This window comes from Roseovarius amoyensis (assembly GCF_003260265.1).
Taxonomy (GTDB): Bacteria; Pseudomonadota; Alphaproteobacteria; order Rhodobacterales; family Rhodobacteraceae; genus Roseovarius; species Roseovarius amoyensis.
Genome location: NZ_QITQ01000008.1, coordinates 20977 through 45698 on the forward strand (window position 1 = coordinate 20977; position 24722 = coordinate 45698).

Sequence of the window (24722 nt, forward strand, 5' to 3'; positions counted from 1 at the left end):
ACCGATGCGGATGGGCCGCGCGCTGACGGACCGGGTAGAGGGATAACGGTGCTGGCCGCCGCAGACTGCCGATCACGCATGACCAATCGCACGCGCCATGAGACATGACGAAAGGGCCGCGCCAAGCGCGACCCCCTCTCTTCAATCCTGCGACGCCTTCTTCGCCGGGTCCGCAACCCGCATGACTGTCAGACCTTTCGCTTCCGCCTTCTGCCCGAGGTTCAGCGCGACCCCGTTGCCGCCGAAGAGTACAACCCCCGTCGCCGCGAACTTGTCGTCCAGCATTTCGTCGTTGCACTTGAACGGTGCCGCCCGCCCGTGCGCGGACCAGCGCGGATCGAAGCGCGCCTGCGCGACGCCGCGTGCCCGGGCCCACCGGGCCGCAATCATCTCCGCCCCGTGCTTGCCACCCTTGTGGCAGAGGAAGATCTCCTGGTTGCGGTTCTGCTTGATCCGTTCGCGAACCTTGTCGAGCGTGTTGAAGATCACATCGACATCGGTCCAGTCGGTGGCGCCTGAGACGATCAGGGGCACCCCCTCGACTTTCGATTTCTCGGCAGTCTCGCGGTCGTGCTGCTCCAGCAGCTGCCGTGCCTCGAAGACCGCCCCGGTCTCTTGCGCCCGGACGCTTGCGCGCGACCCAGCTCCCGGGATGAAGGCGTGGCCCGTTTCGATCTCGTAGCATTCCGCCGCCGCCTCGCTCATCACCTCGATGGCGCTGACGATCTCGCGCAGCTGCAGAAAGCGCGCCTGCGCCTCTTCGAGCGCGGTCTCGGCGATCTCCGATCCGTCATGGGATTTTGCCAGCGCGCCGATCTTGTCGGCGGTGCGGTCGACCTCCTTGCCAAGCGCCACCTTGCGCCGCTGGAGGATCGTCGCGAGCCCATGGGCCAGCGGTTCGATTTCCGCTTCAAGCCCGGTCCCGCGCAGCTGCCCGAGCAAAGCCTCGAAGCTCTCGCGGATGATGTGGTCGGTCAGGATGTTATCTTCCGGGATCGGCAGGTGGGCGTCCTTCTCGGTCAGCCCGAAAAGTTCGATGGTCTCGTAGGTGTTTGCGGTGTCGTAAGCCATGTCTGGTCTCCAGTATTCGGTTCCTAGGCCACCACGTGAGTGTGGGGGCATGGCCGAATGCCTGGTTTCCGAATCTGCCCGGGTCAGGGACGGCGCAGCCGCCGGCTTGCCGGGCGCAAAAGTTTTCCGCGCGCAGCACCCGACACATGCGCGTCCTCACCCACGGGACCGCCCCGCGCCACGGGCGCCGCCCTCGCCGAAAAGTTTTGCGATCCTTGACGCGGGCTGATTTGGGGGCCATCCGGAGGATATGCTTCCACGCTCATGTGTGTGTGTTTTGACGGTAGGTTTGCCCGACCCGAGCAGGCAAACGGCTCGACCGGACGCGGGAGACGGATGGAGCGGCGGGATCGTTTTGGCCTCAGGCCAAAACAGACCAGAGCGCAATCCGGCGGAGCGGCCGGGGAGGGACGTGCTCGCGAGGCGGGCAAACCGGGGGCCTGGGTGCAACGCCGCGGTGAGGCCGCATGGCCGAATGCGCGACGGACCCAAGGGCCGTTCTCCCCTCCGACACGCGAAGCCGAGAAGGGGAGGCCGGAAGGCAAGTTGGAACTGCTTTCCCAAAGAAGACTGGGGGAATTCTGAGTTTCAGTTGTAGAGGTCAAAAGCGGAACTTCGCTGCGGGACGAACGAACTGGTAAGATGCGGGACAAAGCGCCATTCGAGTGGCCTGCGTCGAGGAGGGCTTTCGGCACATTGCCGCCCTGCGTGCGCACCTCAGCGAATGGCTCCTTCGAACCTGCAACGCACTTTGATGGTGAGTGAACAAACTAACCAACAATGTGCGTCGATCGAGGAATTATTGTTGCAATGTCCCTGCCGACAACTGATTACAACCTCACGATGGTGGAACCTGCGTTACCTCCGCGTAACCTTTAGAGATGGATCGGCAATCCTTCATGCGCTTACACTGATACCGCATCATTCAGACTGGCCAACTTCGGAGCTCAAAGACAGGAGGTGCCAATGCAGGCAGATCTTATCATTCGCGGCGCGGAGATCATCGACGGTACGGGCGCTCCACGGCGCAAGGGCGATGTGGCCGTCACGGACGATCGCATTGTCGCGACAGGCGATCTGCGGAACTGGTCGGCGGGGCGTGTGGTGGGCGGAAAAAGTCGGGTCGTTGCGCCGGGCTTCATCGATCCGCATGTTCACCATGACGCCGCATTGCTGACCCGCCCGGACATGGAGTTCATGACTTCGCAGGGCGTCACGACGGTGATCAACGGAAATTGCGGTTTCTCCGTCGCCCCGCTGAAGGACACAAGCGCCGTGCCCGAACCGCTGCGCATGGTCGTCGAGGACGAAAACTGCCTTTTTTCGACATTCGCAGCCTACCGCGACCGGCTGATGTCCGAGCCTTCAGCGGTCAATGCCGCCTGCCTGATCGGGCACACGACGCTCCGGATAAACGAGGTGCCGGACCTGGGGCGGCCAGCAGACCCCGGGCAGGTCCAGGCGATGAGCCGCAGCCTCGATCAGGCGCTGGCCGAGGGGGCGATCGGACTTTCGACTGGCACGTACTATCCGCCTTCGCGCGCCGCGCCGATCAGTGAGCTGATCGCACTTGCCCGGATTGCGCAGGCGCATGGCAAACTTTACGTCACGCATATGCGGGACGAAGCCGACCGGGTTGTCGAAGCGCTGGAGGAAACATTTCAAGTGGGTCGCGAAAGCGGCTGCGGCGTCCATGTATCGCACCACAAATGTGCGGGGCTCGCCAACCATGGAAAGTCCGAGATCACGCTGCGGATGATTGACCAAGCCATTAAGACGCAGGACGTCGGGCTGGACACAACGCCCTGGGTCGCCTCCTCGACGATCCTCGATTCAGGTCGCCACAAGCAGGCCACGCGGGTGATGATCGCCGAGAGCGAGCCCCATCCCGAGTTCGCCGGGCGCGACCTCGACGACGTTGCGCGGCTGTGGAACACGGATATCGACGACGCCTTGCAGCGCCTGCTGCCGGCAATGGGCATCTTCTTCATCATGGACGAGGCGGATGTACAGCGGATCATGTCTTATGAGCACACGATGATCTGTTCCGACGGCATACCTGGCGGCTCGCATCCTCATCCGCGGGTCTGGGGAACCTTCCCGCGGGTCCTCGGCCGTTACGCTCGCGACCTAGGCCTGTTCACGATGGAAGAGTCCGTGCGGCGAATGACGTCCATGCCCGCAGACCGCTTCGGGCTGGGAGGGCGGGGTCGTATCGCGGTCGGGGCCTTCGCCGACCTTGTCATATTCGACCCGGCAAACATCTCCGAAGGCGCGACGTTCGAACGCCCCATCGCCCCAGCGAAGGGGATTGACAGGGTCATGGTCAATGGACGCGAAGTCTGGGTCGACGGCCGCAAGACCGGAGCCCGTCCGGGGCGCCCGCTCGAGCAGACCGCGCCGGTCAAAGTGGTCTGACGCGATGTCGGTTCCGCTCTTAGGGCAAGGGTGAGCCGATTTCGAGCGTGTCCAGAACCCGACTGAGGAAAGCATCGCATTGATCAAGTTCGGTCGCCTTAATGTATTCGTCGGCCCTGTGAGCGCGGGCAATATCGCCCGGCCCGCAAACGAGAACTTGAACGCCGAGATCCGCTATGACGCCGCCGTCGGTACCGTAATCGACCTTGCCCTCGGGCCGTTTGCCACCGATGCCGACGAGGAAATCGATGGCGGCCCGACTGTCCATGTCAAAGCCGGGATATCGATTGAATTCTTTGATCTTTACCGACGCCTCGGGCCGTCGCTGAGCCGCATCATCGGCGATCTTCGCGGCGGCACGCGAGATGCGTCCGAGTAAGGCGTCGAGATCCTCCGCCGCGATGTGGCGGATCTCAAATTCGAGCGTTGCGGCCTCCGGTATCATGTTTAGCGCGTCGCCGCCTGAGAGGTTGCCCACGTGGACCGTCGAATAGGGAACGGCATAACCCTCTGCCTTTCGGCCCTTCTCGGCAATTTCCTGCTGCAAGTCCCGCAGCACGCCGATGAAGTCGCAGGCGAGGTGCAGGGCGTTGACGTGGTCGGGCGCGCTGGCGGAATGCCCTGCGGATCCGGTGAACCGGACACGCAGGGATACCTTTCCCTTGTGGCCGTTCACGATCCGCATCGAAGTCGGTTCGCCCACGATACAAAGTTCGGGCAGACCGATCGTCCGGTCGAGCGCGCCTGCCATCTCGGCTATGCCCACGCAGCCGGCTTCCTCGTCGTAGGAAAGCGCAAGCTTCAGTGGCTTCCCGAGTGGGCGCCTCGACGCCTCCGCCATCGCGCGTATCGCCGCGGAGGCAAAGCCCTTCATGTCCGAGGTGCCGCGTCCGTAGATCCTGCCGTCGCGTTCTGTGGCGACAAAAGGGTCGCTGCTCCACGGTTGTCCCGCCGTCGGCACGACATCGAGATGCGCCGAAAGCATGATGCCGCCCGGTCCTGCGGGCCCGGTCGATGCGAAGAGACCCGCGCGACCGCCGCCCGGCGCCTCGAGCCGATGGCACGTCACGCCGAGAGGGGCAAGCAGCGAAATCGCGTAGTCGGTGACCCCGGCATAGGCCTCGGCGGTGAAAACCGAGGGGAAGGCGATCAGCCGGTCTAGTATCTCTCGGGTCTGCATCCTTCATTCCTTGGCTGCAAAGGGAATCCGGGCCTCGGACTGACCGCTCAGCCGGATGATGTGACCGTCTTCGACAAGGACGTTCGGCTCCATCGTCGTGTGGCCGAGCAACTGGCCGTTCCTAACGACGGCGGCACCCAGATAGATGGCCGCGCAGGCATGGCGGCCGGTCAGGATGCGCGCGTCCGTTGTCTTGACCAACATGGCGACGTCGTCCGGCCCAAGGATCACCTGGTTCGCTTCCGACAGGGCAAGCGGTGTACCCGTCCGAACGACGGCATGACCTGCCGGGCTGCTCGGCGGCGCCATTGTCTCGATCGCGATCGCCGCCACGAGCGGGGCGAGATCGGCGGCAGGCCGGATCGCGTTGTGAAGGACGCAGACCGCCGCCTCTTTGGAAGCACGCGTTGCCGTACCGAGATCCGGGCGCGCGGCGACAAGGCTGCTGTTCAGGGCCGCAATGCCCCGTGATGGCCCGAGAGCAATCATGCCCGCATCGGCATCGGGATCCGCGTTAAGGACTCGCTGTAGGGACTGTTCCGCGCTCAGTCCCTCCGCCATAGCTGACAGGACCGCCTCGTTGACGGGTCGGCCATCAGATCCGGGCATATTCGGCAGCCGATGGCCAGTGACAAGGCCAGCCTCAGAGGCGGCGAGGAACTGGCTAAGAGGTGCCGGGCGGTCGGGCCCGCTTGACATCAGCGCCGCGAAGCGCGCCGACGCCACCTCGGGTGGTGGTGGGCCGCCGGTGGTCTCGCCGTCAGTGAACAATGTCGCGGAGCCGCCTCTCTGGGTTTCGGCACGGATGACGCGGCCGTCGGCCGTGAGCACGGCGAAGACGGCGAACCCCCCGATTGCGCCATGGCCAACCGCCTCTGCTGCGGCAAGTGCACGAAACACCGCCAGCCCCGCGTTCGGGCCGGCTGCGCCGATGCCGATAGTCATGCAACCGCCTCGCGCGCTCGGACGTGGCAGGCCACGCGGTGGTCGGATGGCAGCAACGTCGTGTCGGGCATGGCTCTTGCGCAGCCGTCCTCGGCGATCGGGCAACGAGTGCGGAAAGGGCAGCCGGACGGGGGGTCGATGGGGCTTGGCACGTCGCCCTTCAGAACGATCCGCTGGCGGTCCCTTGAGGTCGGATCGGCAATAGGTACAGCTGAGAGAAGCGCCTGGGTGTAAGGGTGTTTGGGATTGCGGAAAATCTCGTCACGCGGTCCGCTTTCCACGAGGCGACCCAGATACATGACCGCCACCCGGTGACTGATGTGTTCCACCACGCTCATGTCATGGGAGATGAAGAGCATCGCGAGACCCATCTCTTTCTGAAGCCGAATCAGGAGATTGATGACCGAGGCCTGGATCGAGACATCGAGCGCAGAGACCGGTTCGTCGGCGATGATGAGGTCCGGTTTTACGACGAGGGCGCGCGCGATCGAAAGGCGCTGGCGTTGGCCGCCGGAGAACTCATGGGCGAACCGGCTCATCTGATCCGGCCGGAGGCCCACTTTGCGGAAGGTTTCTGCGACCACGCGGTCCTTCTCGGCCCCCGAGGCAAGACCGTGAATGGTCAGGGGCTCACCCACGATCGCTCCCGCGGTCATCCGCGGATTGAGCGAGGAGAAGGGATCCTGGAAAATTGTTTGAACCTTTCTCCACACCGGCTTCATGCGGGCGCGGCTCAGGGGTGCGATGTCCCTGCCGTCGATCAGGATGCTGCCTTCGGAAGGATCGTGCAGTTTCATGATCGTCTTGCCGACGGTCGACTTGCCGCAGCCCGACTCCCCGACCAGCGCCAGCGTTTCGCCGGGGCGGATCTGGAGCGATACTCCATTGACGGCCGAGAGAAACTTTTTCGGTCCGAAGAGCCCGCCTTTCACCGGAAACCGCTTCACCAGAGCATTGAGTTCGAGGATGGGGGTGGATGTCATGCCAAGGGCTCCAGCTTTTCGGAATGCCAGCAAGCGGTGAAGTGCCCGGGTTCCGCCTCTTCGAACGGCGGATTCTCGGCCCGGCAGCGGTCGGTCGCGAATCGGCAGCGGTCGGAGAAGCGGCAACCGGGAGGCAGCGCGTCGAGTGAGGGCACAACGCCGGGGATCTCGGCCAGTTCCGCCGATCCGACCGGCCCAGCGTGGCCCAGCACGGGCAGCGAGCGGAGAAGGCCAAGTGTGTAGGGATGCTTCGGCCGGGCAAAGATTCTGTCCACACGGCCCTCTTCCACCTTACGCCCGCAATACATCACAATAACCCGATCGGCCATTTCCGCCACCACGCCCATATCGTGGGTGATCAGAACGATCGACGCGCCGGTCCGGTCGCGGAGATTCCGCATCAGCTCCAGGATCTGCGCCTGGATCGTGACGTCGAGGGCGGTCGTCGGCTCGTCGGCGATCAGGATGCGCGGATCGCATGACATGGAGATGGCGATCATGATCCTTTGCAGCATTCCTCCGGAATACTGGTGCGGATAGTCCTTTAGCCGCGCCTCGGGGGCTGGGATGCTGACGCGGCGCATCATCTCGATGGCGCGTTTTTTCGCTTCTTCGCGGCTGAGGCCGAGATGCTGGATGATGCCCTCGGTCATCTGGCGCCCGATCGAGAGAACAGGGTTGAGAGAGGTCAGCGGCTCCTGAAAGATCATCGAAAGGCCAGCCCCCCGAAGCTTGCGCATTTCGCGATCCGAAAGCGTGGCCAGATCGCGCCCCTCAAACAGGATCCGGCCCTCGGCGATATGCCCGGTCGGGTAGGGCAATAGACCCATGATCGAGAGGGAGGTGACGCTCTTGCCCGAGCCGGACTCTCCCACGATGGAGAGGATCTCGCCCTTCTTCAGGTCGAAGGACATCCCGTCGACCGCGCGAACGCTGCCTTTCTTGCCCCGGAACTCGGTGGAGAGGTCCTGCACGGACAGTACTGTCTCGCGGGAGTCGGCCGCCGGGACCGTGTGTTCAGTTTCGGCTACGTCATTCATCACTTCGCCTTCTGCCTGGGGTCGAGCGCCTCGCGGATCCCGTCACCGAGAAGATTGAATGCCAGCACGGTGACCATGATCGCGAGGCCCGGATAGATCATGATCCAGGACGCCTGCGTGAAATAGTCCCTGCCGGCAGAGAGCATCGCGCCCCATTCTGGTGAGGGTGGCTGCGCGCCCAGTCCCAGAAAGCTAAGACCAGCGGCGGCCAGAACGGCAGAGCTGACGCCCAGCGTGGCGACGACGATGAGCGGCGGAAGGATGTTCGGCAGCAGGTGAATGAAGATCAGCCGCAAGTGCCCGGCACCCGCCACATAGGCGGCGTCGAAATAGGCCTTGTTCCTCTCTACCAGCGTCACCGAGTAGGCGACGCGTGCGTAGAACGGGATCGCGGCTATGCCGACCGCGATCATCGCGTTCGTCAGGCTTGGGCCTAGGACGGCCACTGCGGCAAGGGCGATCAGTGTCTCGGTGAAGGAAAACACGACGTCGACGAGCCGCATCAGGATCCGCTCGACCCAGCCGCCCGCGTATCCCGCGATCAGGCCCATCAGCGTGCCCACCGTCAGCGATATGCCGACCGCGATAACGCCCACCTGGATAGTCAGACGGGCGCCGTAGACGACGCGGCTGAACACGTCGCGGCCGAATTCGTCGGTGCCGAACCAGTAGTCGGCCGAAGGCGGCATCAGCCCCATGCCTGCCCCCATCTGGTCGGAACCGTAGGGCGCGATCCAAGGCGCGAAAACCGCCACGACGATCAGGATGCCGACAAGGACGAGCCCGACCTTCGCCCCACGGTTCGCCGTCGCGGCGCCCAGAACCGCGACCATCCGGCGGCCGAACCCGACGCGGGCCGGCGCGCCGCTGCCCGCGGCGGCGGCGATGTCGATTGCGCTTTTCACTCTCTGCTGCATGCGACCCCCTAGTGCCTGATCCGGGGATCGAGAAAGGCGTAGATCACGTCCATCAGGATCGAGACGAGGACCACAACTATGGCGAACATCAGGATGAAGCCCTGGATCAGCGGGTAGTCGCGCTGGAAGATCGCCTGGATCGCCATTCGTCCGACGCCGTTCCAGCCAAAGACGTTTTCCACCACGATCGCGCCGCCCATCATGTAGGTGAATTGCAGGCCCATCATCGTGACGATCGGCACGAGGCCCGCGCGGAGCGCGTGGCGATAGAGGACCATCGCCTTCGGCAGGCCCTTGGCATGCGCCGTTCGGACGAAATCCTGGTCGAAGATGTCGATCATCGAGGATCGCGTCAGCCGTGCAATTATCGCGGCGTTCGTGAGCCCCAGCGTCACCGCCGGCAGCACGAGATTGGGAAAACCGCTGCCGGCGACCGGGAACCAGCCAAGGTGCACCGCGAAATAGAACAAGAGGATCAGTCCCAGCCAGAAATGCGGCATCGATACGCCGAGGATCGCTGTCGTCATCAGCGTCGTGTCGAGCCAGGTTCCCCGCTTGTAAGCGGCCAGGAAACCGAAGCTCAGCCCGATCGCCGAGGCGATCAGGAGCGCCGAGGACGCCAGGATCAGGGTGTTCGGCAAGCGCAGCAGCAGGAGTTCGAGCACCGGCTGCTCGCCCCGGATGGTCACGCCGAGATCACCCTGAAGAAGGCGCCCGACATAGGAGAGGTACTGCTGATAGAGAGGATCGTTCAGGCCCAGCCTCTCGCGCACGGCCTCGAGCTGCTCGGGCGTCGTGCCCTGGCTCTGGGCATACATGATCTGCACCGGATCGCCGGGGACGAGATGGATCAGCATGGAGACGGCGACAGTGGTGACGAAGATCGTCAGGATCGCGGCGAGAAGACGTTGGATGAGGAAGCGGGCCATGAGAGCGTCGGGTCCTTGCGCAGCGAGAGGGTCGGCGGGCGGCGGGACGCACGCTGCCTGCCGGATAGATGCGCAGGCGAGGCAATCTCCCCCGCCCGCCCGTGACGATCAGCCGGCTTCCATCGCGCTGAACTGCGCGCGGTTGAACGGCCCGATCTTGAAGCCCGGCGTGTCGGCGGAGACGGCGTAGAGCCAGAGCCAGCCCGGCGTGTAGATTGGAACCTGTCCGGCTTCCTCGAGCAGGATCTTGAAGGCATCCTTCACGACCTTCTCGCGCTCGGCGGGATCGACGGCCGTGCGCGTCGCATCGAGGACCTTGTCGAGTTCGGGGGTGTTGAAGCCCTCGTAGGCGCCCGGCGAATGCCACAGGAGGTAGAGGATATCAGGATCAAACCACGTCCAGCCCATCAGGTCCATGTAGCCCGGCCCGTCAGCCTTGTTGTTCTCCTGCGTGTCGCGTGCATTCAGCGTACCGATGTCCATCACCTCGATCGAGGCTTTGATTCCGACCTGCTTGAGCTGGTTCTGAAGCATTTGCAGCATCCGCTCGCGATTGTCCCCGGTCCATGTGGCCAAGATCACCTCCATCGGATTGTCCGGTCCGTAGCCAAGTTCGGCAAGCAGTTCCTTGGCCTTTTCTGGATCGTAGTCCTGATCGTACTGCTTGCAGAATTCCGGATCGTTGCCGAACACTCCGCGCGAGACCGGGCAGTACTGCCGCTCGACCAGATCGCCGTAGACGACCTGGATCGCCATGTCTTTGTTGATGGCATGGCTGACGGCGCGCCGGGCCCGTGCGTCATTGAAGGGCGGGCGGTTCACCGCGAATTGCAGGAACATGTTCTGACCGGTACCCTTGGCGACATGCACCTCGACGGTGTCGTCTTCCTGAAGCGCCTTCACCTCCTGGATCGGCGGGACGATGACGTTCAGTTCACCCGTCCGAAGACCGGCGACGCGGGTCTGCCCCTCCGGCATCGTGCGCACGACCAGACGGTCGGCCTTGGGTGCGCCAGGATTGTCGACCGGTCGGCCACGGTTGACGTAATCGGCGTTGGACTCGAGTACGATCTCCGATCCCTTGGTCCACGACGCCAGTTTCCAAGGGCCGGTACCGATGGCCGATCCAGTGCCAAAATCCGCGGCGTCGGCATTGCTGTCGCAGAGCATCGAGGTGAACTGGTCAGCCATGAAAGGCACCAATGCCCCGAACGGCGTCTCTAGCGTGAACTTCACCGTAAGGTCGTCGATCTTGTCGACCGACGAGATATTGCCCCAGCTTGCCTTTGTCAGGCTCGGGTTGTCGCCGAAGAGCGCGCGATCGGCGGTCCAGATCACGTCGTCGGCATTGAACGGCGATCCGTCATGGCAGACGATGTCGTCGTGCAGGTTGAAGGTGATCTCAGTGCCATCGTCGGAAACATCCCAGCTTTCTGCAAGGTTCGGACCAACGGATCCGTCATCGCCAAATTCCAGAAGCGAATCGTAGATCTGGTACCAGACTTGCCGGGAAAGCGTGGAAGTCGCGCGGTGTGGGTCAAGCGAGTCGATGTCCCCGTCGCGAGCCCAGACAATGTCGCCTGCAGTAGCCCCCGATCCAAGAGAAATCAGCAATGCGCTGATAATAAAGGATTTATACCCCGATCTCATATATGTTCTCCTCTGCTGGATGTAGGAGTTAGCCGGTCTTCGGGCCGGTATCTCCGATAGCGATAGTTTAAGTCTGAAACTAAGATTTCAAGTTGTCAACTTGTTGAAATCTGTGTTTCATGGTTTTTGTAGAATGAGTAAGGCGATGCCCAAGAAACAGTCAGATCATGTTCAGCCGAGAGCAATTGAGCGGCTAATCCGGTCCAAGTACGCGAAGATGCCCGGTTCGGAACGGGCGCTTGCAGACCGTGTGCTCGAGTACCCAAACGAGGTTCTGCTCTACTCGGCGACGGAGCTTGCGCAGAGGGCCGGCGGGTCCAAGGCGGCCGTCTCGCGCTTTGTCAAGCGGCTGGGATATGCCGATTTCCGCGAGATGCAGCGCGAAATTCGCCACGCCCAGACAACTGGCGACCCGATTTTCCTGTCCGCGGTGCCCGAGCGAGGGCCGAACAGCATCTTGAAGCATCTCGAAACCGATATGGCGAACCTTAGAGAAAGCATCGAGCAGATCGATGCGACGGTAATCTTGGAGGTCTCGCACAAGATTCTCTCGGCAAGGCGGGTCGTCTGTCTTGGCTTCCGCAACAGCTACGTCTTTGCAAACTATCTGCGACGCCAGCTTATCCTGATACGTCCCGATGTATCGCTGCTGCCCGGACCTGGGCAGATGTTGATGGAGGATTTCGGCGATCTCGGCCCCGACGATCTTCTGATCGCCGTGGGTCTCCGGCGCCGCTCGGCTCAGCTTGCCCGTGCCATGGAGCTTTTCCGCGAACGCGGCGTGCCGATCGCCTACGTCACCGACCGACGCGCCGTCAGAACCCGCAATCTCGCAACTTGGATATTCGCCTGTCAGGTGCGCGGCACCTCGCTTTTTGATTCCTACGTTGGTGTAATCAGTCTCTTGAACTTTCTCGCGACGCGCACTTATCACGCCTCAGGCCGCAAGGGCCGCGATCGGTTGAGCGATATCGAAGGGATGATGGACGCCCTGGGTGAACTCGATCCGGAAAACTGACGGAAGGCATTGGCCATGAAGATCGATGAGATCTCAGTCTACCACGTCACGATGCCGCTCAAGGCACCGTGGAAAACCTCGTTCAGCGTGGAGACGTCGATCGACACCGTGCTGGTGCGCCTGAAAAGCGGCGATGCGGAAGGCTGGGGCGAGGCCGCGCCTTACTCTGTCCCCCAGTTCTGTCCCGAATGGGCCGCCGGGGCCTTCATACTTATACGGGACGTGTTCGCGCCACTCATAGCCGGACAAGAGGTGGACAGCGGCGCGGCGCTGCAGGACATTCTTGGTCAGTTCAAAGGAAACACGTTCGCAAAGGCGGCGATCGACACTGCCTGGTGGGACCTTTCAGCAAGGCTTGACGACCGTCCGCTGTGGGACATGATCGGCGGCGCGAATGCGGAGGTCGCGGTCGGCGCCGACATTCCGGTGCAGGATAGCCCGGCAGCGCTAGAGGACGCCATGCGCGCGGCCGTCGACGGTGGGTTCAGCCGCACCAAGCTGAAATTCCGACCCGACAGCGGTTACGAAATGGTCGCCTCAGTTCGGGAGAGTTTCCCGGACATGCCCGTCCACATCGACTGCAATTCCGGCTTTACGCTCGACGACATCGCGCTGTTTCGCAAACTCGACACGCTTGGACTGGTAATGATCGAACAGCCGCTTGGCTGGCAGGACCTGATTGACCACAGCAAGCTGCAGAGCGAACTCCGGACGCCGCTCTGCCTCGACGAGACCCTGACGTCCTTAGAGATCACGAGACAGGCCGTCGAGACGGGCGCGACGCGCTGGGTCAACATCAAGCACGGCCGGGTCGGCGGCCTGACAAACGCGATCGCGATACAGCGATACTGCGCCAATCGTGGCATTCCGTGCTGGACCGGCGGAATGTTGGAATCGAATATTGGTCAGGGTGTCTCGCTTGCCTTGGCGACCCTGCCCGGAATGGAATACGCGGCGGATATCTTCCCGGCGGGCCGGCTTTACGAAAGAGATCTCGCGACCGAGCAGATGACCTTCAGCGCCCCCGGCACGATCACGGCCCCGGACCGTCCGGGCCACGGCTTTGCGCCAGATCCCGAACGGCTCGCCGCCTTCATCGTCAGCGCGGGTTAAGGGCATGAAAGCGCGACGCAGCAACTGTCGTTTCCATCAGCGCCATTACGGACGCAGATCGTGAAGGACCTGCGCATCATCGTGACCGGCGGGACGATCGACAAGGTGCACGATCCCCGCACCGAAGGGCTTGCCTTTGCACAGGGCGGAGCAACCCACATACCGGAAATCCTCCGTGTCGGGCGCTGCTATTTTCCGGTCGTCGAACTCCTGATGCTGAAGGACAGCCTGCTATTCGATGACGCGGACCGGCTCGCGATTGTCACGGCAGTCGCTGCCGCCCCTGAAGAGGCAATCGTGGTCACGCACGGCACGGGCACGATGGGGGAGACCGCGCGTCACCTCGAAGGAAGGTGCTCCGGGAAAACCGTTGTTCTGACCGGCGCCATGCGGCCGTTCTCCCTTTTCGCGTCCGACGGAGAGTTCAATCTCGGCGGTGCCGTCGTGGCGGCTCAGTGCCTTTCCCCCGGGGTCTGGGGGGTGATGAACGGAAGGGTGTTTCCCGCGTCCCGGCTTGGGAAGAATGTCGAACAGGGCCGCTTCGACGTCTGATATCGAGGTGGCCGTAGCGGCGGAATACTGGCCGGAAGAAATCTAGGACCGTGTCTCCGAAAGATGAACGAAAGAACTTTGATTGTCCGCTCTGCGGAATCGGCACCCACTGTCTGCGGACCTCCCCTTGAGCAGCTGGGCCGGTTTGGTGTCCGACATAACTTTCTTACTCAGGATATCGGACATTCGCTTGATGGGTATTAGGTCAACTCTGGGCTCTTCGGTTGCATTAGCTGCGGGCGACACGAACGGCTGCAATGTACGCCGGGTTCATTCAACCACACCAGTACAGAAAAAGGGGAACCGTGGTCCCACGGCTCCCCTTTGGTTCAGATCGTCTCACCTCGCGCGCTGATCACGCGACCAGCGACAGCCCTTCGCCTGCGTCCAGCGGCTGCTCACCGCTGTCGATGAACGGGATGATCGAGAAGGTCTGCCCGCCGCGCTGCTCTTCGTTCTGCACGGCGTTGACGCGCAGGTCGCCATCGGGCGTGTTGATCAGCAGCGACAGGTAGTCATTGCCCGTGCGGCTGCTTTTCGCCATCCAGGCCGAGCCGACGCGGATCGATGTGCCCCGGGGCGAGCTGACCTTGATCCGGTAATCGGGGTGGGTCTCCTCGGATTTGTAGCTGTTCTCGATCAACATGAACTCCAGATCGAACATCATGTTGGCGATGTAGCCGGTGAAGGCGTTGTCGGCGTCCATGGCGGTGAGCTCGCCCGAGAGCGAGCCGGATTTCATCAGGCCGTTCGAGACCAGCGGTATGATCTCGAACGCACCGCTCTGGGCCGCGCGCGCCTCTTTCGTCTGCACCGCGTTGACACGGAACGGGCCCAAGCCGACATCGATCTGCATCGAGATGTAGGGGTTGCCGCTGGTATTGCCGGTCTCGTTCCAGGCCGTGCCGATGCGCACCTTGCGGCCTGATTTGTTGACTGCCGTCACGTCAAAATCCGGGCTGCGTTCGGACATCTTGGCTCGCGCCTCCAACTGGATGGCGATGTCAAAGCGCGTCGAGTGGATCATGCCGGTGTACTGAGCGGCTGCGGTCTCGACATTGCGGGTGAGGGTTCCTGCGAACATGGGATGGTTCCTTTTGGATTGGCCGGTGCCTGACGTTCTTGCCAACGCATCCGGGATTGCTTTCTCGACCCCTTGAGGGATCACAAATCAGAAAGCCCTTTTGTATCTTTAATGGCGCGACGGTTCCCCCAGCGGAACGTCGTAATCTGGGAACGGCGTTGCTAACCATCCCGGGGGAAGTCGGACCGAAAGCCTGCAGGTAAGAACGTACCGAAGGAAAGAATGGTCGGCTTCCAAAGATGGAACTGTTCTGAACAGATGGAGGGGAGTCACCGATGTCCCGGATACAAGAAAAGAAGACCATCACAACGGCGACGCCCCCATTCATTGTCATTGGGATCGACGTCAGCAAAGAACAGCTGGACGTGTTTGTTTCGCCTGCTGGCAATCACCACAGCTTCAAGAATGACGCTGAAGGCGTTGCCGAACTGGTCAACGTCTGCCGAGATCACGATGCCGATCTCGTAGTCCTCGAAGCGACAGGACGCTATCACAGGATGGCGCACGAAACGCTTCATGAGGCCGGTGTTAAGACTGCTATCGCGAACCCAGCTCGGAGCAGGAACTTCGCGAGATCGGTCGGCCGCCTGGCCAAGACCGACAGGATCGATGCGCAAATCCTGGCTGAATATGGTGAAAGGGTTCGGCCTCCAGCGAGCTCGCCGCCTTCCAAGCTTCAGGCAAAAATCGCCGAGATTACAGTCGCTCGCAGGCAAATCGTCGATGAAATGAAGATCTTGAAACAACAACAATCACAGGCATTGGACAGTATCGTCGCAACGCAGATCGAGGCGCGCATTTCGTTGTGCCAGCGTCACTGCAAAGATCTCGAACAGCTATTGGCGGAATTGATTAAAGAAGATGATGCCCTCAGGCGAAGGCATGAAATTCTCACATCAATCCCAGGCATCGGTCTGACCACCTCCGCAACACTGATCTCCGAGCTGAATGAACTGGGCGGCGCCAATGCCAAGCAGATCGCATCTCTCTGCGGTGTCGCACCCATGAACCGTGATTCAGGCAGCTTCCGCGGAAAACGCAAGATCGGCGGCGGACGCAAACCAGTGAGAGACGTCATGTATATGGCGGCCGTCGTCGCGATCCGCTGGAACAAGGACATGGCCGCGTTCTATCAGCGCCTCAAAAAAGCGGGCAAACCTTTCAAAATTGCAATCACCGCTGTGATGAGAAAGCTCCTGATACTCGCAAACACGCTTCTCAGCGAAAACCGGCTTTGGTCAGAAACGCAGCCTTGATTTTCAAGACAGATGCTTTCCTTTCAGCCCCGCCCACGGGTCAGATCTGCCGTCCGAGTGGGAATGCACCCGCGCCTCCTGGTGTTACGCCCCTCCCCTGCCCGTCTGGTCTTGATTGGCTGCCCGGATTTTCCGCGCCGTCCTCGGATCGCGCTATGAAGAACTCCGCCTCTTTTCCGTTCAACCGGTGCCCGCTCCGGTCTGTCAGGCCGATGCAGCTACCATTCGGCACATAGGTGATCAGGTACTGACCGAGCCCGTCCTTGTGGACAATGTAGCCGGTATTGGCCCAATGCACGGTCTGCCCGGCATCGACGGCCGCCTTGATGTCTTCGAGTGTCATGCGAACCTCCTTAAGAAGATTGGTGGGGAAACGACGCAAGAAGCCCGATCTTCCAACCGGGCTTCCGTGCGGCATTCGTTTGGCAAACGACCGAGACCTGTCAGGCGCTTTGCGTGGCTTGCGTCGCGCGCGCCGCCATCCAATCTTTCAGGCCAAGAACGGTTCGTCCGGCGGCGACCTCGGAGGCCCAAGCGACCCTTGGGTCGCCGCAGGGCTCATCGCCGACATGGCGGTCGATATGACCATTGGCCATCCATGGCTCGGGCTGGATCCGTCGCAGCCAGTCCGCCATGCTCGGGATCCGGCCCTGACAGTCTTCGCGGACATGCTGCTCCCCGATCCAGCGCACCGGGATCTCTCGCCCTGCGCTATTGGTCAGGGTCACGCCGAAGACACGTTCGGCCTCGAATAGGCCTTGGGCATGATGGCGCATAGCTCGGTGCGTGAAGAGCGCGAGGTGCTCTTTCGAGGCGTCAAACCAATCGTGCACAGCCTGATAGTCAGACGGCACCCCGCCGAATTTCCGGGCAGAGCTTTCGGCATGATGAAGCGGATGCGCCATATCAAAGCCCCTCGTCATAGCTGTGCGAACATTCGACATAGCGGTCCGCGTGATCGAGGGTGATGCTGTCGTTGCGCAAGTCCCAGGTCAGCGTGCCATATCCGCCTTCGTTGTTTTCGAACCCCGGGTGATGGTGATAGGCAAGCGACCAGGCGAAGTCGCCAACCTCTGTGGTAAGCGGTTCTGGCAGTTTGACGTCCGCAGGCTGCACCGTCACATCCTCGACATTGCCGGAGTCGCCATAGCCTTCGTATTCGACAGCGATCTCGCTGATGCCAAGCGAACGCAGTTGCGCGAGCAGCTCCGTTCGGGATGCCTTCAAGGTGGTTTCGCGCTCTGCACGCCACTGAGCCGCCATTGCGGCATAATCGATCTGGGGATTGGTCATGGGTCAGTCCTCTTGTCTGAATTTGGGGGGACCGGGCGTGGCATTGGTCTGCGCGCGCCCGGAAAGCGCAGACCGGTGAAATCCAGATCCGCGACGCCCGGCCCACAGCCCGCTTTGACTTTTCAGGCGGCTTGTTCAGCAGCTCTAGCGGCTCCCTGCCCAACGATCCGGGCCAGAATGCTTCCCGTGTCGATCCCGTCCCCATGCGGCAGGAACACCCGCAGCTGGAAGGCGATAATCTCAGTGAAACAGCCCATGGCCTTGAGACCTTCAATCATGCCCCGATCCGCACCGCCCAGCTCGAGACGCATCTCACCTGCGACCCGGCGACGGGTCAGGGTCAGACCCCGGCCCAGATCGACAGGCGCGGTGGTGCCGAGGGCGGCGGTCAGCATCTCCTGCGCTGTTTGCGGGTTGGACACGAGGAAGCGGGCGCGCAGCGCTGCCGCCCCTTCCTCGCTCAGCGTGCGCCCGATCATCGCCGTCGCCCCATCGGGCGTGACCCGGTAGATGCGCTCATTGGTGGTCGGGATGTCCTTCCAGATCGGCAACAGCAGTCCTGTCAACAGGTAGAGCTTGGTCGTGGTGGTCTTGGGCAGGGATGCGGCCTCGGCATCCCAAAGTCCTGCAAACTCGGGCCTTCCGATGTCTTCCCAGGCCGAGGACTCGAACCGCGTCTCTTCGAGGTAGCTGGAGCCATTGGGCCGCACCGCCTTGCGCATCAGCGTGACGATGTCCTCGTCATACATCTGCATCGGGCGCGCCGAGATGAGCGCCGCGCGTCCAGACGCTCGGTTGACCATCGGCAGCTTGTCGGGATTGCGCGACATGGCCTCTTCGGCGCCCAGGACATGCACCGGGTCGGTGACCTCGAGCCCGATGATCCGCGTCACGGCGCCGGATTTCGGGCAGGTCCAGAGATCCTCTGTGGAAACCTGCTCGATCCTTTCGCCACGCAGGGTTTCGACGCCGAGATCGAGCGTGCCCGCCGCGCGCGCCCGTTCAGTCTGATCGGCAATCCGGCGCATGAACTCGGCAAAGAGCGCGTTCTGCATGTGGATGGGAAGGGCAAGAACCCGGTTGAGAAACCGCTGGATCGGGGGAAGCTCTTCGAGCAGCACCCCGTCCTTGTCGATCAGCCGCAGGGCCGTCCAGTCGGTGAAGCTCTCGTAGCTCATCGCCTCAGCGCGCCCGGCGGCAAGATCGGCGAAATACCCGCGCAGCGCCGCCCGCGCGATCGGGCTTTCGAGATTGTCCTCCTCCCGGAACATGCCCTGCGAGCCGGTCTCGCGCTGGCCCTTGGTCAAGGCCCCCAGCTGGTCGAGGCGTTTGGCTATCGTCGAGGTGAAACGCTTTTCGCCATGCACATCCGAGGTGCAGACCCGAAAGAAGGGCGCGCTGACCTGGGCCGAGCGATGCGTGCGGCCCAGCCCCTGGATGGCCGCATCCGCGCGCCAGCCGGGCTCCAGAAGATAGTGCCGCCGCCGTTTCTGGTTCTTCGCCGTTTGCGCCGCATGGTAGGAGCGGCCCGTCCCGCCCGCATCGGAGAAGATCAGGATATCCTTTTCGCCGTCCATGAAGGCTTGGGTCTCCGACGAATTGCTGCTGGTGCTACGCTTTTCGATGAAGAGATGACCACCCTCGGCCTTCAAAGGGCGGATGGACCGGCCAGTGACCTCTGCGACGGCCTCGTCGCCAAAAGCCCAGAGGATCTGATCCAGCGCCGAGGGGATCGGGGCGAGCGTCATCAACTCCATCATGGCCGCATCGCGCAGGTCGAGCGCCTCGCGCGAGACGACGAGCGCCCCGGTCTCATCGCGCAAAGGTTCCGCCACCATAGTGCCGTCGATCTCGACCAGCTTTTGCGCATGAATCGGGAAGGCCTGTTCGAGGTAGCCCAGCACGTAATCGCGCGGCGTCAAGGCCCCCTCGACCAGCTCGTCCTCCGGGTCCATCGTCTCAAGCCGACGCTTCAGCAGGCTCTCGCCTGTCGAGACAACTTGGATGACGCAAGCCTTGCCTGCCGCCAGATCGTCCGCGATGGCGCGGATGATGGTCGGGGCTTTCATGCCCATCAGGAGATGGTTGAAGAAGCGCTGCTTGGTGCTTTCAAACCGGGACTTGGCCGAGGCGCGTGCGGCCGAGGCATTGGTCTCTCCCGAGGCGTCGTTGACGCCAGTCGCGGTCAGTGCCGCTTCGAGATTGTGATGGATCGTCCGAAACGCGCCCGCATAAGCATCGTAGATCTCGATCTGGGCCGGGGTGAGCGCATGTTCCAGCACGTCATACTCCACCCCATCGAAGCTGAGGGCGCGCGCCGTGTAGAGCCCGAGCGTCTTGAGATCACGCGCGACCACCTCCATGGCGGCGACACCGCCTGCCTCCATCGCCGACACGAAGCTCTCGCGGGTCGGGAAGGGGTATTCCGGCCCCTGCCCCCAGAGCCCCAGCCGCGGGGCATAGGCCAGGTTGTGCACGCTGGTGGCGCCCGTGGCCGAGATGTAGAAGACGCGCGCGCGGGGTGCTGCCAGTTGCAGCCGCAGGCCAGCGAGGCCCTGTTGGGAGGGTTTGGCCCCCCTGCCCTGCTCGGACCCTGCCGCGTTCTGCATGGCATGGGCCTCATCAAAGGCAAGAACGCCGTCAAAGTCTTCACCCATCCAGGCGAGGATCTGGCTGAGCCGCGTGGTGCCGCATTTGCCCGCGGACCGCAGCGTGGCGTAGGTCACAAAGAGGATGCCGTCGCCCATCGGGATGGGCTGGTCCGGTTTCCATTTGGAGAGCGGCTGGATGTCGGCGGGCGAGCCGCCGAGATCGGTCCAGTCGCGGATGGCGTCCTCGATGAGCGTGGCGGATTTGGAGACCCAGATCGCCTTCCTGCGCCCGGAAAGCCAGTTCACGAGAATGAGGCCTGCGCATTCGCGGCCCTTGCCGCAACCGGTGCCGTCGCCGAGGAAATAGCCAAGGCGATAGGCACGTGCATCCGGGTCATCATCGGCGCGCGTCAGCTTGGTCTGGTCGTCATCGATGGTAAACCGACCGGGCAGGTCGCGCCCATGGGCGTCATGCGCCATGATGATGGTTTCCAGCTGCGCCTCGGAGAGGTGACCCTCCTCGACCAACCGTGCGGGCAGGCGCAAGTCATCACGACCCGTATTTGAGGGCATGGGCGGGGCAACCGAGGCCATGGCGATGCTCTCGACGAGCGGGGTGGGATGTTCCTGCGCACCCGCGATCTCGATCCGTTGCGGACGGTAGCGCGCATAGATGTCCGAGATGGGCGTGTTGTCGCGCGGGATATCAAAGCTCGTGAAAGTTAGCGGGACAACGGCATTGGCCCGAGGCTTGGAGGCGGCGACAGGCGCAGCGGCGGTCTTGCGCGGAGCAGAGGATGGAACGGTCGGCCGAATGTGCGGGATCGCTGCTGCCCGTTGGGCGGGGTGCATCTCAGGCCGGGTTGCGGCCACGGCGTCGACAAAAGGAAGGGCTTCATCCAGATCGCACACAACGGCGCGGATCATCTCGCAATCCTCCTGCACCTTGTCGAAGATCATGAGCTGGGTTTCGACAGAGGTGCCGAGCTTGCGATAGACCTGTCCCGGCATCGTCAGCGCCAATCGCGGCGTCAGGAGACCGCAGGCGCGGGACCAATGCGCGGCATCGCGTTCGGGCGTGAATCCCGGCGGCATGATCGCCACCAGCCGCCCGCCGGGTGCCAGGCGCTTTGCAGCCGCGATGAGATGCTTGGCGGCGATGTGCTTGTCTCGGGAGCGATCGACCGAGGAGGCGAAGGGCGGGTTCATCACCACGACCTCGGGTAGAACCGGCGTCTGCAGCAGATCATCGATATGCTCGCCGTCATGGCCTGTGACCTCGCCGCCGAAAACCGCGCGCAGGAGGCGCTGGCGAAAGGGGTCGATCTCGTTGAGCAGAAGCGTGGCACCGGCCCGGGCGGCGAAAGCAGCCAGGGCACCGGTGCCAGCCGAGGGCTCCAGAACGGTCTCGCCCTTGCGGATCGCCGCGGCCCGCAAAACCAGCGCCGCGAATGGCAGCGGCGTGGAAAACTGCTGTAGCCGGATCTGCTGCTCTGACCGGCGGGTTTCCGTCAGGAGCCGTGAGGCAAGTAGCCTTGCAGCGGCGGTGTCACCTGCCGCGCCGTTCCCACGCAGCAGCACCTGGACAGCCGCTGCCTGCATCATGTCATAGGCCATGCGCCAGTCCCAGGCGCCACCGGCATCGCTGCCATGAAACGTCTCGCGCATGATACGCGCGAGCGCTGAACTGCGCAGGGGTTGGAGGTCGACCTCCGCGCCGATCTGCGCGAGGGCATGTGCGAGATCAGTGTCGGAGATTGGGAATGCCGGGTTTGCCGGATTAGGCTTGGTCATGGGGATTTTCCTTTGGATCAGGGTCTGAGTTCCAAAGGACAAAAAGCCCGCTTTTGCTTTTCAGCGTGGCGTGGTCAGACCACACTGACCTTCCAAAGCGTGCTCAGGGCTTGGATTGGCCCTGGCGCTTCGCATCAATCAGGGCCTGTGCGGCCTGCATTACCTGAACCTGTGAAGTTTCGGCGCGTGCTTCCTCAAGCGCGGCCTTTACCTTCATGCGAAACCACGTGTCATACGAATTCGCTTCAGCGGCCACGGAAATGCTCCTCGAGCCCGATATCCAGCAGCTTGCCGAGGTCATCGGGCATGTCTGCAACGCGCACCGGAATTGGGAAACGGTGCCGCGCCAGGTCAGGCGCGAATTGCTCCTCTTGTCCGGGGTGCTGCCCATCCTTTTCCGCTTCAATCATTGTGCTTTCTCCGACCGTATCATTAGCCGATGCTACATCTTCCAGCGTGGCGTCGTAAACGATAATGCCAAAGGGTCATAGCAAGCTGGCCCACCTACCGATCGGGCACCGCTTCAAGGGATTTCTCGAACCGCTTGTCCGCCGCCGCTGCTTCTTTCAAGAGCGCGTCGAAATTGTCAGGTGGGTTGCCATTTTTCAACATCCCTTTGAACGTCGCATAGGCATCCGTCTTGCTGCCAAAGGCGCGCAGGGTCTTGTCGTCGTTCACCCAGGCCACCACGATGACCTTCGCATCGCTGTTGAACCGGTAGAACAGCCGATACTGCTGGAAGAATTTCGCCCGGAACCAGTGCTTGCGGTGATCGCCGAGTGTGCCGCCTTGCCGGAAGGCGGCGGCACCCGGATCTGCCGGTATGGCCTCGGTGACCAGCTTGAAGATGGCGGCCAGCCGTTTCGTCGGGTTTTTCTTGCGCCAGGTCTTAGGATCGCGTGCCTTACGCGCCTCGACCTCTTCAATCAGCCCTTCGAGCTGATCCAGAAAGAGCGGATGCGCATAAATCGACCATCCGTTTACGACAAGGGGCGCTTGGGCGGGCACGCTATCGCCGCTCATTCATCCTCGAGCGATAGCGGCGCATCGAGATCGACGTCAACGTCTCCGACCAGTGCTGCAAGACGGTCATGCAAAGCCCCATCGAAGGCCCGAATGCGGTCCGGATGCGCCTTGATATTGGCTTCGACAAAATCGAGAAAGGCGCCGAGCGCGGGATCTTCCTCTTCGCTGCGCACGGGCTCGATATAGACCCTGCCACTCGGCTCGGTGCAGTAGCGAATCTGGTCGCCCTTGCCCAGCTTGAGCTGCTTGCGCACACCCGCCGGCACGGTCGTCTGATACCGATCCGTGAGTTTCGAAACATCTTGTGCGAGCGCTGTCATGGCAGTCTCCTGAAAGAATGGGGGTCTTAGCTGCCTGCGATAGGTAATGCATTTGCATTGCCGTGTCAAGATAAGCCGCAGGATCTGCTGTCGCCGGGCAGGTCGATGAACCGTCCGGCGCAGCACCTAATTTCGCCTCGCCAGGAACTCCGCCAGCACAGGACTGGCCGCACCCTTCGCGGAACTGAGCAGCTCCGAGCCCGCAAGCGAGGCCTTCGACAGGCGTACGAGCCCACCGGTTTCCTCGATGCGGTAGCAGCGGCGTTTTTGCCGCCCCCGCCTGTAGTGCGTCGCGGTGACGATCTGGCAGGTGCTGCCATCGGTGAGCGTCACAGAGGCTGCGAGCTTGATCTTGTCGCCTTCCTCGTAGTCCGGGATTGCAGCCCAGTCCCGGCAGCGCTGGCGCCAGGCATGGGCATAGCTGTCCGGGTCTTTCAGGTCGGAGAGGAGCTCGATCAGCCCAAGGGGAGCACGAGATTCATTCGGGCCAGCGCTTTCCTCCATGTCCTTGTAGCCCCAGCAGCCGTCATCGTATCGGGTGAGGAAGACAGCCCCAAAAGTGATCGACCCATCCGCATCGGTCACATAGGTCGTGTCCTCGACGTGGGTGCCGTCGAGATTGGTGACCCTTGCCGCCGCATACCAGGTGGAGCCGACCTTGCAGGCCTTGACCAGTTCGGTTTTGCGCGTGTCGCTCTCGAAGCTGCAAAGCCGGGTGATTTCCGCTTTCTCATCCGCGTAGGTATTGACACGGCGGTCGGTGTAGAAGAGCCATCCCATCTCAGAGTCCTTTCTCTCATTGGGAAAATTGTTGTCGCCAATGTCCCGAGAGGGCCGCAGGCCTGGCAGGGTATTGGCGATGCTTGTTTGAGAAAGGGCGCGTTACGCAGCCCTCCGATCATCGAGTTCCATCAGCGCATCGAGCGGCACGCGATAGGGCTGCATGGCGTCGAAATCCTCGCAATTGCCGCAGTTCTGCACGATCGCGAAGGTGTCGCAGGCATCCTTGAGGATGACCCGGAAGGTGCCGCCGAGGCCCGAGGGCACCTCGTAGGTCCCGCCGATGAGATAGTCCGAGGCCCGGCGTTTGAGGACGCGGATGCTGTGGCCATCGGTGGCGAGCCGGATCGCACCCCGCCCCCGGTCGATGAGCACCTGCACGTCATCCAGGATGTCGGTGTAGAACTGGCCGGTCAGATCGCGAAACGCCATGCGGCGCTGCGCCATCCAGTCGGTGTCCCGAAACGGGTTCATGCCATCGGCGAAAGCAAAGGACGGATCGGCCTGCTCGGTGGTGACGATACGGGTGGTCGTGCCATCGATGCCGTTTGAGCGCAGATGCACGCCATTGCCGACGATGAGGATCAGGGCGGGCCTGTCCACGGGCCCGTTCCAGTTGGGCAGGAAGGTTTTGCAGGCGCGTGCATGGGCGATCTGCGCCGCAACAGCGGACGCAGAGAACTTGAGAATAGCCATGGGGATGTCTTTCTGTTCGGTTTGGAAGGGTCGACCCGCGCGGGCGGCATGGTCCACGCGCGGGTC

24 protein-coding genes are annotated in these 24722 nt (G+C 62.5%); 5 read left to right on the plus strand and 19 right to left on the minus strand.

What is annotated here, in order from left to right; translation table 11 throughout:
* Positions 1–141: 141 nt before the first annotated feature.
* The gene (locus DL899_RS08790; RefSeq protein ID WP_111733925.1) at positions 142–1071 is read right to left on the minus strand and encodes a DUF2493 domain-containing protein; all 930 of its coding nucleotides are present in this window, start codon (positions 1069–1071) and stop codon (positions 142–144) included.
* A 966-nt stretch (positions 1072–2037) separates the two neighbouring features.
* On the opposite strand from DL899_RS08790, the gene DL899_RS08795 reads away from it, so the two are divergent.
* Positions 2038–3489, plus strand: coding sequence for an N-acyl-D-amino-acid deacylase family protein (locus DL899_RS08795; RefSeq protein ID WP_111733927.1), 1452 nt, complete (start codon positions 2038–2040; stop codon positions 3487–3489).
* Positions 3490–3508: 19 nt separating this feature from the next.
* Here the strand turns inward: DL899_RS08795 and argE are convergent, their stop codons facing one another.
* From argE to DL899_RS08830, 7 genes are all read right to left on the minus strand, one after another.
* The gene (gene argE / locus DL899_RS08800; RefSeq protein WP_111733929.1) at positions 3509–4669 is read right to left on the minus strand and encodes an acetylornithine deacetylase; all 1161 of its coding nucleotides are present in this window, start codon (positions 4667–4669) and stop codon (positions 3509–3511) included.
* Between the two features lie 3 nt (positions 4670–4672).
* Complete coding sequence (locus tag DL899_RS08805) at positions 4673–5614, minus strand: DUF6963 family protein (RefSeq protein ID WP_111733931.1); 942 nt, start codon at positions 5612–5614, stop codon at positions 4673–4675.
* Complete coding sequence (locus tag DL899_RS08810; protein ID WP_111733933.1) at positions 5611–6597, minus strand: ABC transporter ATP-binding protein; 987 nt, start codon at positions 6595–6597, stop codon at positions 5611–5613. Before DL899_RS08810 ends, DL899_RS08805 begins: the two co-directional genes overlap by 4 nt.
* Positions 6594–7637: an ABC transporter ATP-binding protein gene (locus DL899_RS08815; RefSeq protein ID WP_111733935.1), complete on the minus strand. Its 1044-nt coding sequence runs from the start codon at positions 7635–7637 to the stop codon at positions 6594–6596. The genes DL899_RS08810 and DL899_RS08815 overlap by 4 nt, the downstream gene beginning before the upstream one ends.
* Positions 7637–8554 (minus strand): nickel transporter permease, encoded by a 918-nt coding sequence (gene nikC / locus DL899_RS08820; protein ID WP_239494653.1) that lies wholly within the window; start codon positions 8552–8554, stop codon positions 7637–7639. The genes DL899_RS08815 and nikC overlap by 1 nt, the downstream gene beginning before the upstream one ends.
* A gap of 8 nt (positions 8555–8562) precedes the next feature.
* A complete protein-coding gene (locus DL899_RS08825) occupies positions 8563–9483 on the minus strand; it encodes an ABC transporter permease (RefSeq protein ID WP_111733937.1) in 921 nt (306 codons plus the stop codon).
* A 108-nt stretch (positions 9484–9591) separates the two neighbouring features.
* On the minus strand, positions 9592–11133 hold the full coding sequence (locus DL899_RS08830; RefSeq protein WP_111733940.1) for an ABC transporter substrate-binding protein: 1542 nt from the start codon (positions 11131–11133) through the stop codon (positions 9592–9594).
* A gap of 145 nt (positions 11134–11278) precedes the next feature.
* Here DL899_RS08830 and DL899_RS08835 point away from each other — a divergent pair, with 145 nt between their 5' ends.
* The 3 genes from DL899_RS08835 to DL899_RS08845 are packed head-to-tail and all read left to right on the plus strand — an operon-like array spanning position 11279 to position 13816.
* Positions 11279–12151, plus strand: a complete 873-nt coding sequence (locus DL899_RS08835) for a MurR/RpiR family transcriptional regulator (protein ID WP_162685539.1) — start codon at positions 11279–11281, stop codon at positions 12149–12151.
* A gap of 15 nt (positions 12152–12166) precedes the next feature.
* Positions 12167–13264: an o-succinylbenzoate synthase gene (gene menC / locus DL899_RS08840; protein ID WP_111733943.1), complete on the plus strand. Its 1098-nt coding sequence runs from the start codon at positions 12167–12169 to the stop codon at positions 13262–13264.
* A gap of 60 nt (positions 13265–13324) precedes the next feature.
* Positions 13325–13816, plus strand: coding sequence for an asparaginase domain-containing protein (locus DL899_RS08845; RefSeq protein WP_111733945.1), 492 nt, complete (start codon positions 13325–13327; stop codon positions 13814–13816).
* Between the two features lie 355 nt (positions 13817–14171).
* Here the strand turns inward: DL899_RS08845 and DL899_RS08850 are convergent, their stop codons facing one another.
* A complete protein-coding gene (locus tag DL899_RS08850; RefSeq protein WP_111733947.1) occupies positions 14172–14900 on the minus strand; it encodes a DUF736 family protein in 729 nt (242 codons plus the stop codon).
* Positions 14901–15175: 275 nt separating this feature from the next.
* On the opposite strand from DL899_RS08850, the gene DL899_RS08855 reads away from it, so the two are divergent.
* Positions 15176–16156: an IS110 family RNA-guided transposase gene (locus DL899_RS08855; RefSeq protein ID WP_111733949.1), complete on the plus strand. Its 981-nt coding sequence runs from the start codon at positions 15176–15178 to the stop codon at positions 16154–16156.
* A 40-nt stretch (positions 16157–16196) separates the two neighbouring features.
* On the opposite strand, the gene DL899_RS08860 is transcribed toward DL899_RS08855, so the two are convergent.
* From DL899_RS08860 to DL899_RS08900, 10 genes are all read right to left on the minus strand, one after another.
* Positions 16197–16499 (minus strand): hypothetical protein, encoded by a 303-nt coding sequence (locus tag DL899_RS08860; RefSeq protein ID WP_111733951.1) that lies wholly within the window; start codon positions 16497–16499, stop codon positions 16197–16199.
* 100 nt (positions 16500–16599) lie between these two features.
* The gene (locus DL899_RS08865) at positions 16600–17061 is read right to left on the minus strand and encodes a DUF6915 family protein (protein WP_111733953.1); all 462 of its coding nucleotides are present in this window, start codon (positions 17059–17061) and stop codon (positions 16600–16602) included.
* A gap of 1 nt (position 17062) precedes the next feature.
* Positions 17063–17449 carry a DUF6878 family protein gene (locus DL899_RS08870; protein WP_111733955.1) on the minus strand — a complete coding sequence of 129 codons (387 nt, stop codon included), beginning with the start codon at positions 17447–17449 and terminating at the stop codon, positions 17063–17065.
* A gap of 122 nt (positions 17450–17571) precedes the next feature.
* The gene (locus tag DL899_RS08875) at positions 17572–21834 is read right to left on the minus strand and encodes a strawberry notch family protein (protein ID WP_111733957.1); all 4263 of its coding nucleotides are present in this window, start codon (positions 21832–21834) and stop codon (positions 17572–17574) included.
* Positions 21835–21937: 103 nt separating this feature from the next.
* Positions 21938–22090 (minus strand): StaA, encoded by a 153-nt coding sequence (locus DL899_RS08880; RefSeq protein ID WP_111733959.1) that lies wholly within the window; start codon positions 22088–22090, stop codon positions 21938–21940.
* On the minus strand, positions 22080–22244 hold the full coding sequence (locus tag DL899_RS19615) for a hypothetical protein (RefSeq protein WP_198362936.1): 165 nt from the start codon (positions 22242–22244) through the stop codon (positions 22080–22082). The genes DL899_RS08880 and DL899_RS19615 overlap by 11 nt, the downstream gene beginning before the upstream one ends.
* Positions 22245–22338: 94 nt before the next feature.
* Positions 22339–22857, minus strand: a complete 519-nt coding sequence (locus DL899_RS08885) for a type II toxin-antitoxin system YhaV family toxin (RefSeq protein ID WP_111733961.1) — start codon at positions 22855–22857, stop codon at positions 22339–22341.
* The gene (locus tag DL899_RS08890) at positions 22854–23180 is read right to left on the minus strand and encodes a type II toxin-antitoxin system PrlF family antitoxin (RefSeq protein WP_111733963.1); all 327 of its coding nucleotides are present in this window, start codon (positions 23178–23180) and stop codon (positions 22854–22856) included. Before DL899_RS08890 ends, DL899_RS08885 begins: the two co-directional genes overlap by 4 nt.
* 126 nt (positions 23181–23306) lie before the next feature.
* Complete coding sequence (locus tag DL899_RS08895; RefSeq protein ID WP_111733965.1) at positions 23307–23960, minus strand: DUF6927 domain-containing protein; 654 nt, start codon at positions 23958–23960, stop codon at positions 23307–23309.
* 102 nt (positions 23961–24062) lie between these two features.
* Positions 24063–24656 (minus strand): regulator, encoded by a 594-nt coding sequence (locus DL899_RS08900; RefSeq protein ID WP_111734106.1) that lies wholly within the window; start codon positions 24654–24656, stop codon positions 24063–24065.
* Between the last annotated feature and the right edge of the window lie 66 nt (positions 24657–24722).

Excerpts from the sequence above, each read along its gene's own strand:
- DL899_RS08790 (WP_111733925.1), bottom strand. The coding sequence starts at position 1,071 with ATGGCTTACGACACCGCAAACACCTACGAGACCATCGAACTTTTCGGG.
- DL899_RS08795 (WP_111733927.1), top strand. The coding sequence starts at position 2,038 with ATGCAGGCAGATCTTATCATTCGCGGCGCGGAGATCATCGACGGTACG.
- argE (WP_111733929.1), bottom strand. The coding sequence starts at position 4,669 with ATGCAGACCCGAGAGATACTAGACCGGCTGATCGCCTTCCCCTCGGTT.
- DL899_RS08805 (WP_111733931.1), bottom strand. The coding sequence starts at position 5,614 with ATGACTATCGGCATCGGCGCAGCCGGCCCGAACGCGGGGCTGGCGGTG.
- DL899_RS08810 (WP_111733933.1), bottom strand. The coding sequence starts at position 6,597 with ATGACATCCACCCCCATCCTCGAACTCAATGCTCTGGTGAAGCGGTTT.
- DL899_RS08815 (WP_111733935.1), bottom strand. The coding sequence starts at position 7,637 with ATGAATGACGTAGCCGAAACTGAACACACGGTCCCGGCGGCCGACTCC.
- nikC (WP_239494653.1), bottom strand. The coding sequence starts at position 8,554 with ATGCAGCAGAGAGTGAAAAGCGCAATCGACATCGCCGCCGCCGCGGGC.
- DL899_RS08825 (WP_111733937.1), bottom strand. The coding sequence starts at position 9,483 with ATGGCCCGCTTCCTCATCCAACGTCTTCTCGCCGCGATCCTGACGATC.
- DL899_RS08830 (WP_111733940.1), bottom strand. The coding sequence starts at position 11,133 with ATGAGATCGGGGTATAAATCCTTTATTATCAGCGCATTGCTGATTTCT.
- DL899_RS08835 (WP_162685539.1), top strand. The coding sequence starts at position 11,279 with ATGCCCAAGAAACAGTCAGATCATGTTCAGCCGAGAGCAATTGAGCGG.
- menC (WP_111733943.1), top strand. The coding sequence starts at position 12,167 with ATGAAGATCGATGAGATCTCAGTCTACCACGTCACGATGCCGCTCAAG.
- DL899_RS08850 (WP_111733947.1), bottom strand. The coding sequence starts at position 14,900 with ATGTTCGCAGGAACCCTCACCCGCAATGTCGAGACCGCAGCCGCTCAG.
- DL899_RS08855 (WP_111733949.1), top strand. The coding sequence starts at position 15,176 with ATGTCCCGGATACAAGAAAAGAAGACCATCACAACGGCGACGCCCCCA.
- DL899_RS08860 (WP_111733951.1), bottom strand. The coding sequence starts at position 16,499 with ATGACACTCGAAGACATCAAGGCGGCCGTCGATGCCGGGCAGACCGTG.
- DL899_RS08865 (WP_111733953.1), bottom strand. The coding sequence starts at position 17,061 with ATGGCGCATCCGCTTCATCATGCCGAAAGCTCTGCCCGGAAATTCGGC.
- DL899_RS08870 (WP_111733955.1), bottom strand. The coding sequence starts at position 17,449 with ATGACCAATCCCCAGATCGATTATGCCGCAATGGCGGCTCAGTGGCGT.
- DL899_RS08875 (WP_111733957.1), bottom strand. The coding sequence starts at position 21,834 with ATGACCAAGCCTAATCCGGCAAACCCGGCATTCCCAATCTCCGACACT.
- DL899_RS19615 (WP_198362936.1), bottom strand. The coding sequence starts at position 22,244 with ATGATTGAAGCGGAAAAGGATGGGCAGCACCCCGGACAAGAGGAGCAA.
- DL899_RS08885 (WP_111733961.1), bottom strand. The coding sequence starts at position 22,857 with ATGAGCGGCGATAGCGTGCCCGCCCAAGCGCCCCTTGTCGTAAACGGA.
- DL899_RS08890 (WP_111733963.1), bottom strand. The coding sequence starts at position 23,180 with ATGACAGCGCTCGCACAAGATGTTTCGAAACTCACGGATCGGTATCAG.
- DL899_RS08895 (WP_111733965.1), bottom strand. The coding sequence starts at position 23,960 with ATGGGATGGCTCTTCTACACCGACCGCCGTGTCAATACCTACGCGGAT.
- DL899_RS08900 (WP_111734106.1), bottom strand. The coding sequence starts at position 24,656 with ATGGCTATTCTCAAGTTCTCTGCGTCCGCTGTTGCGGCGCAGATCGCC.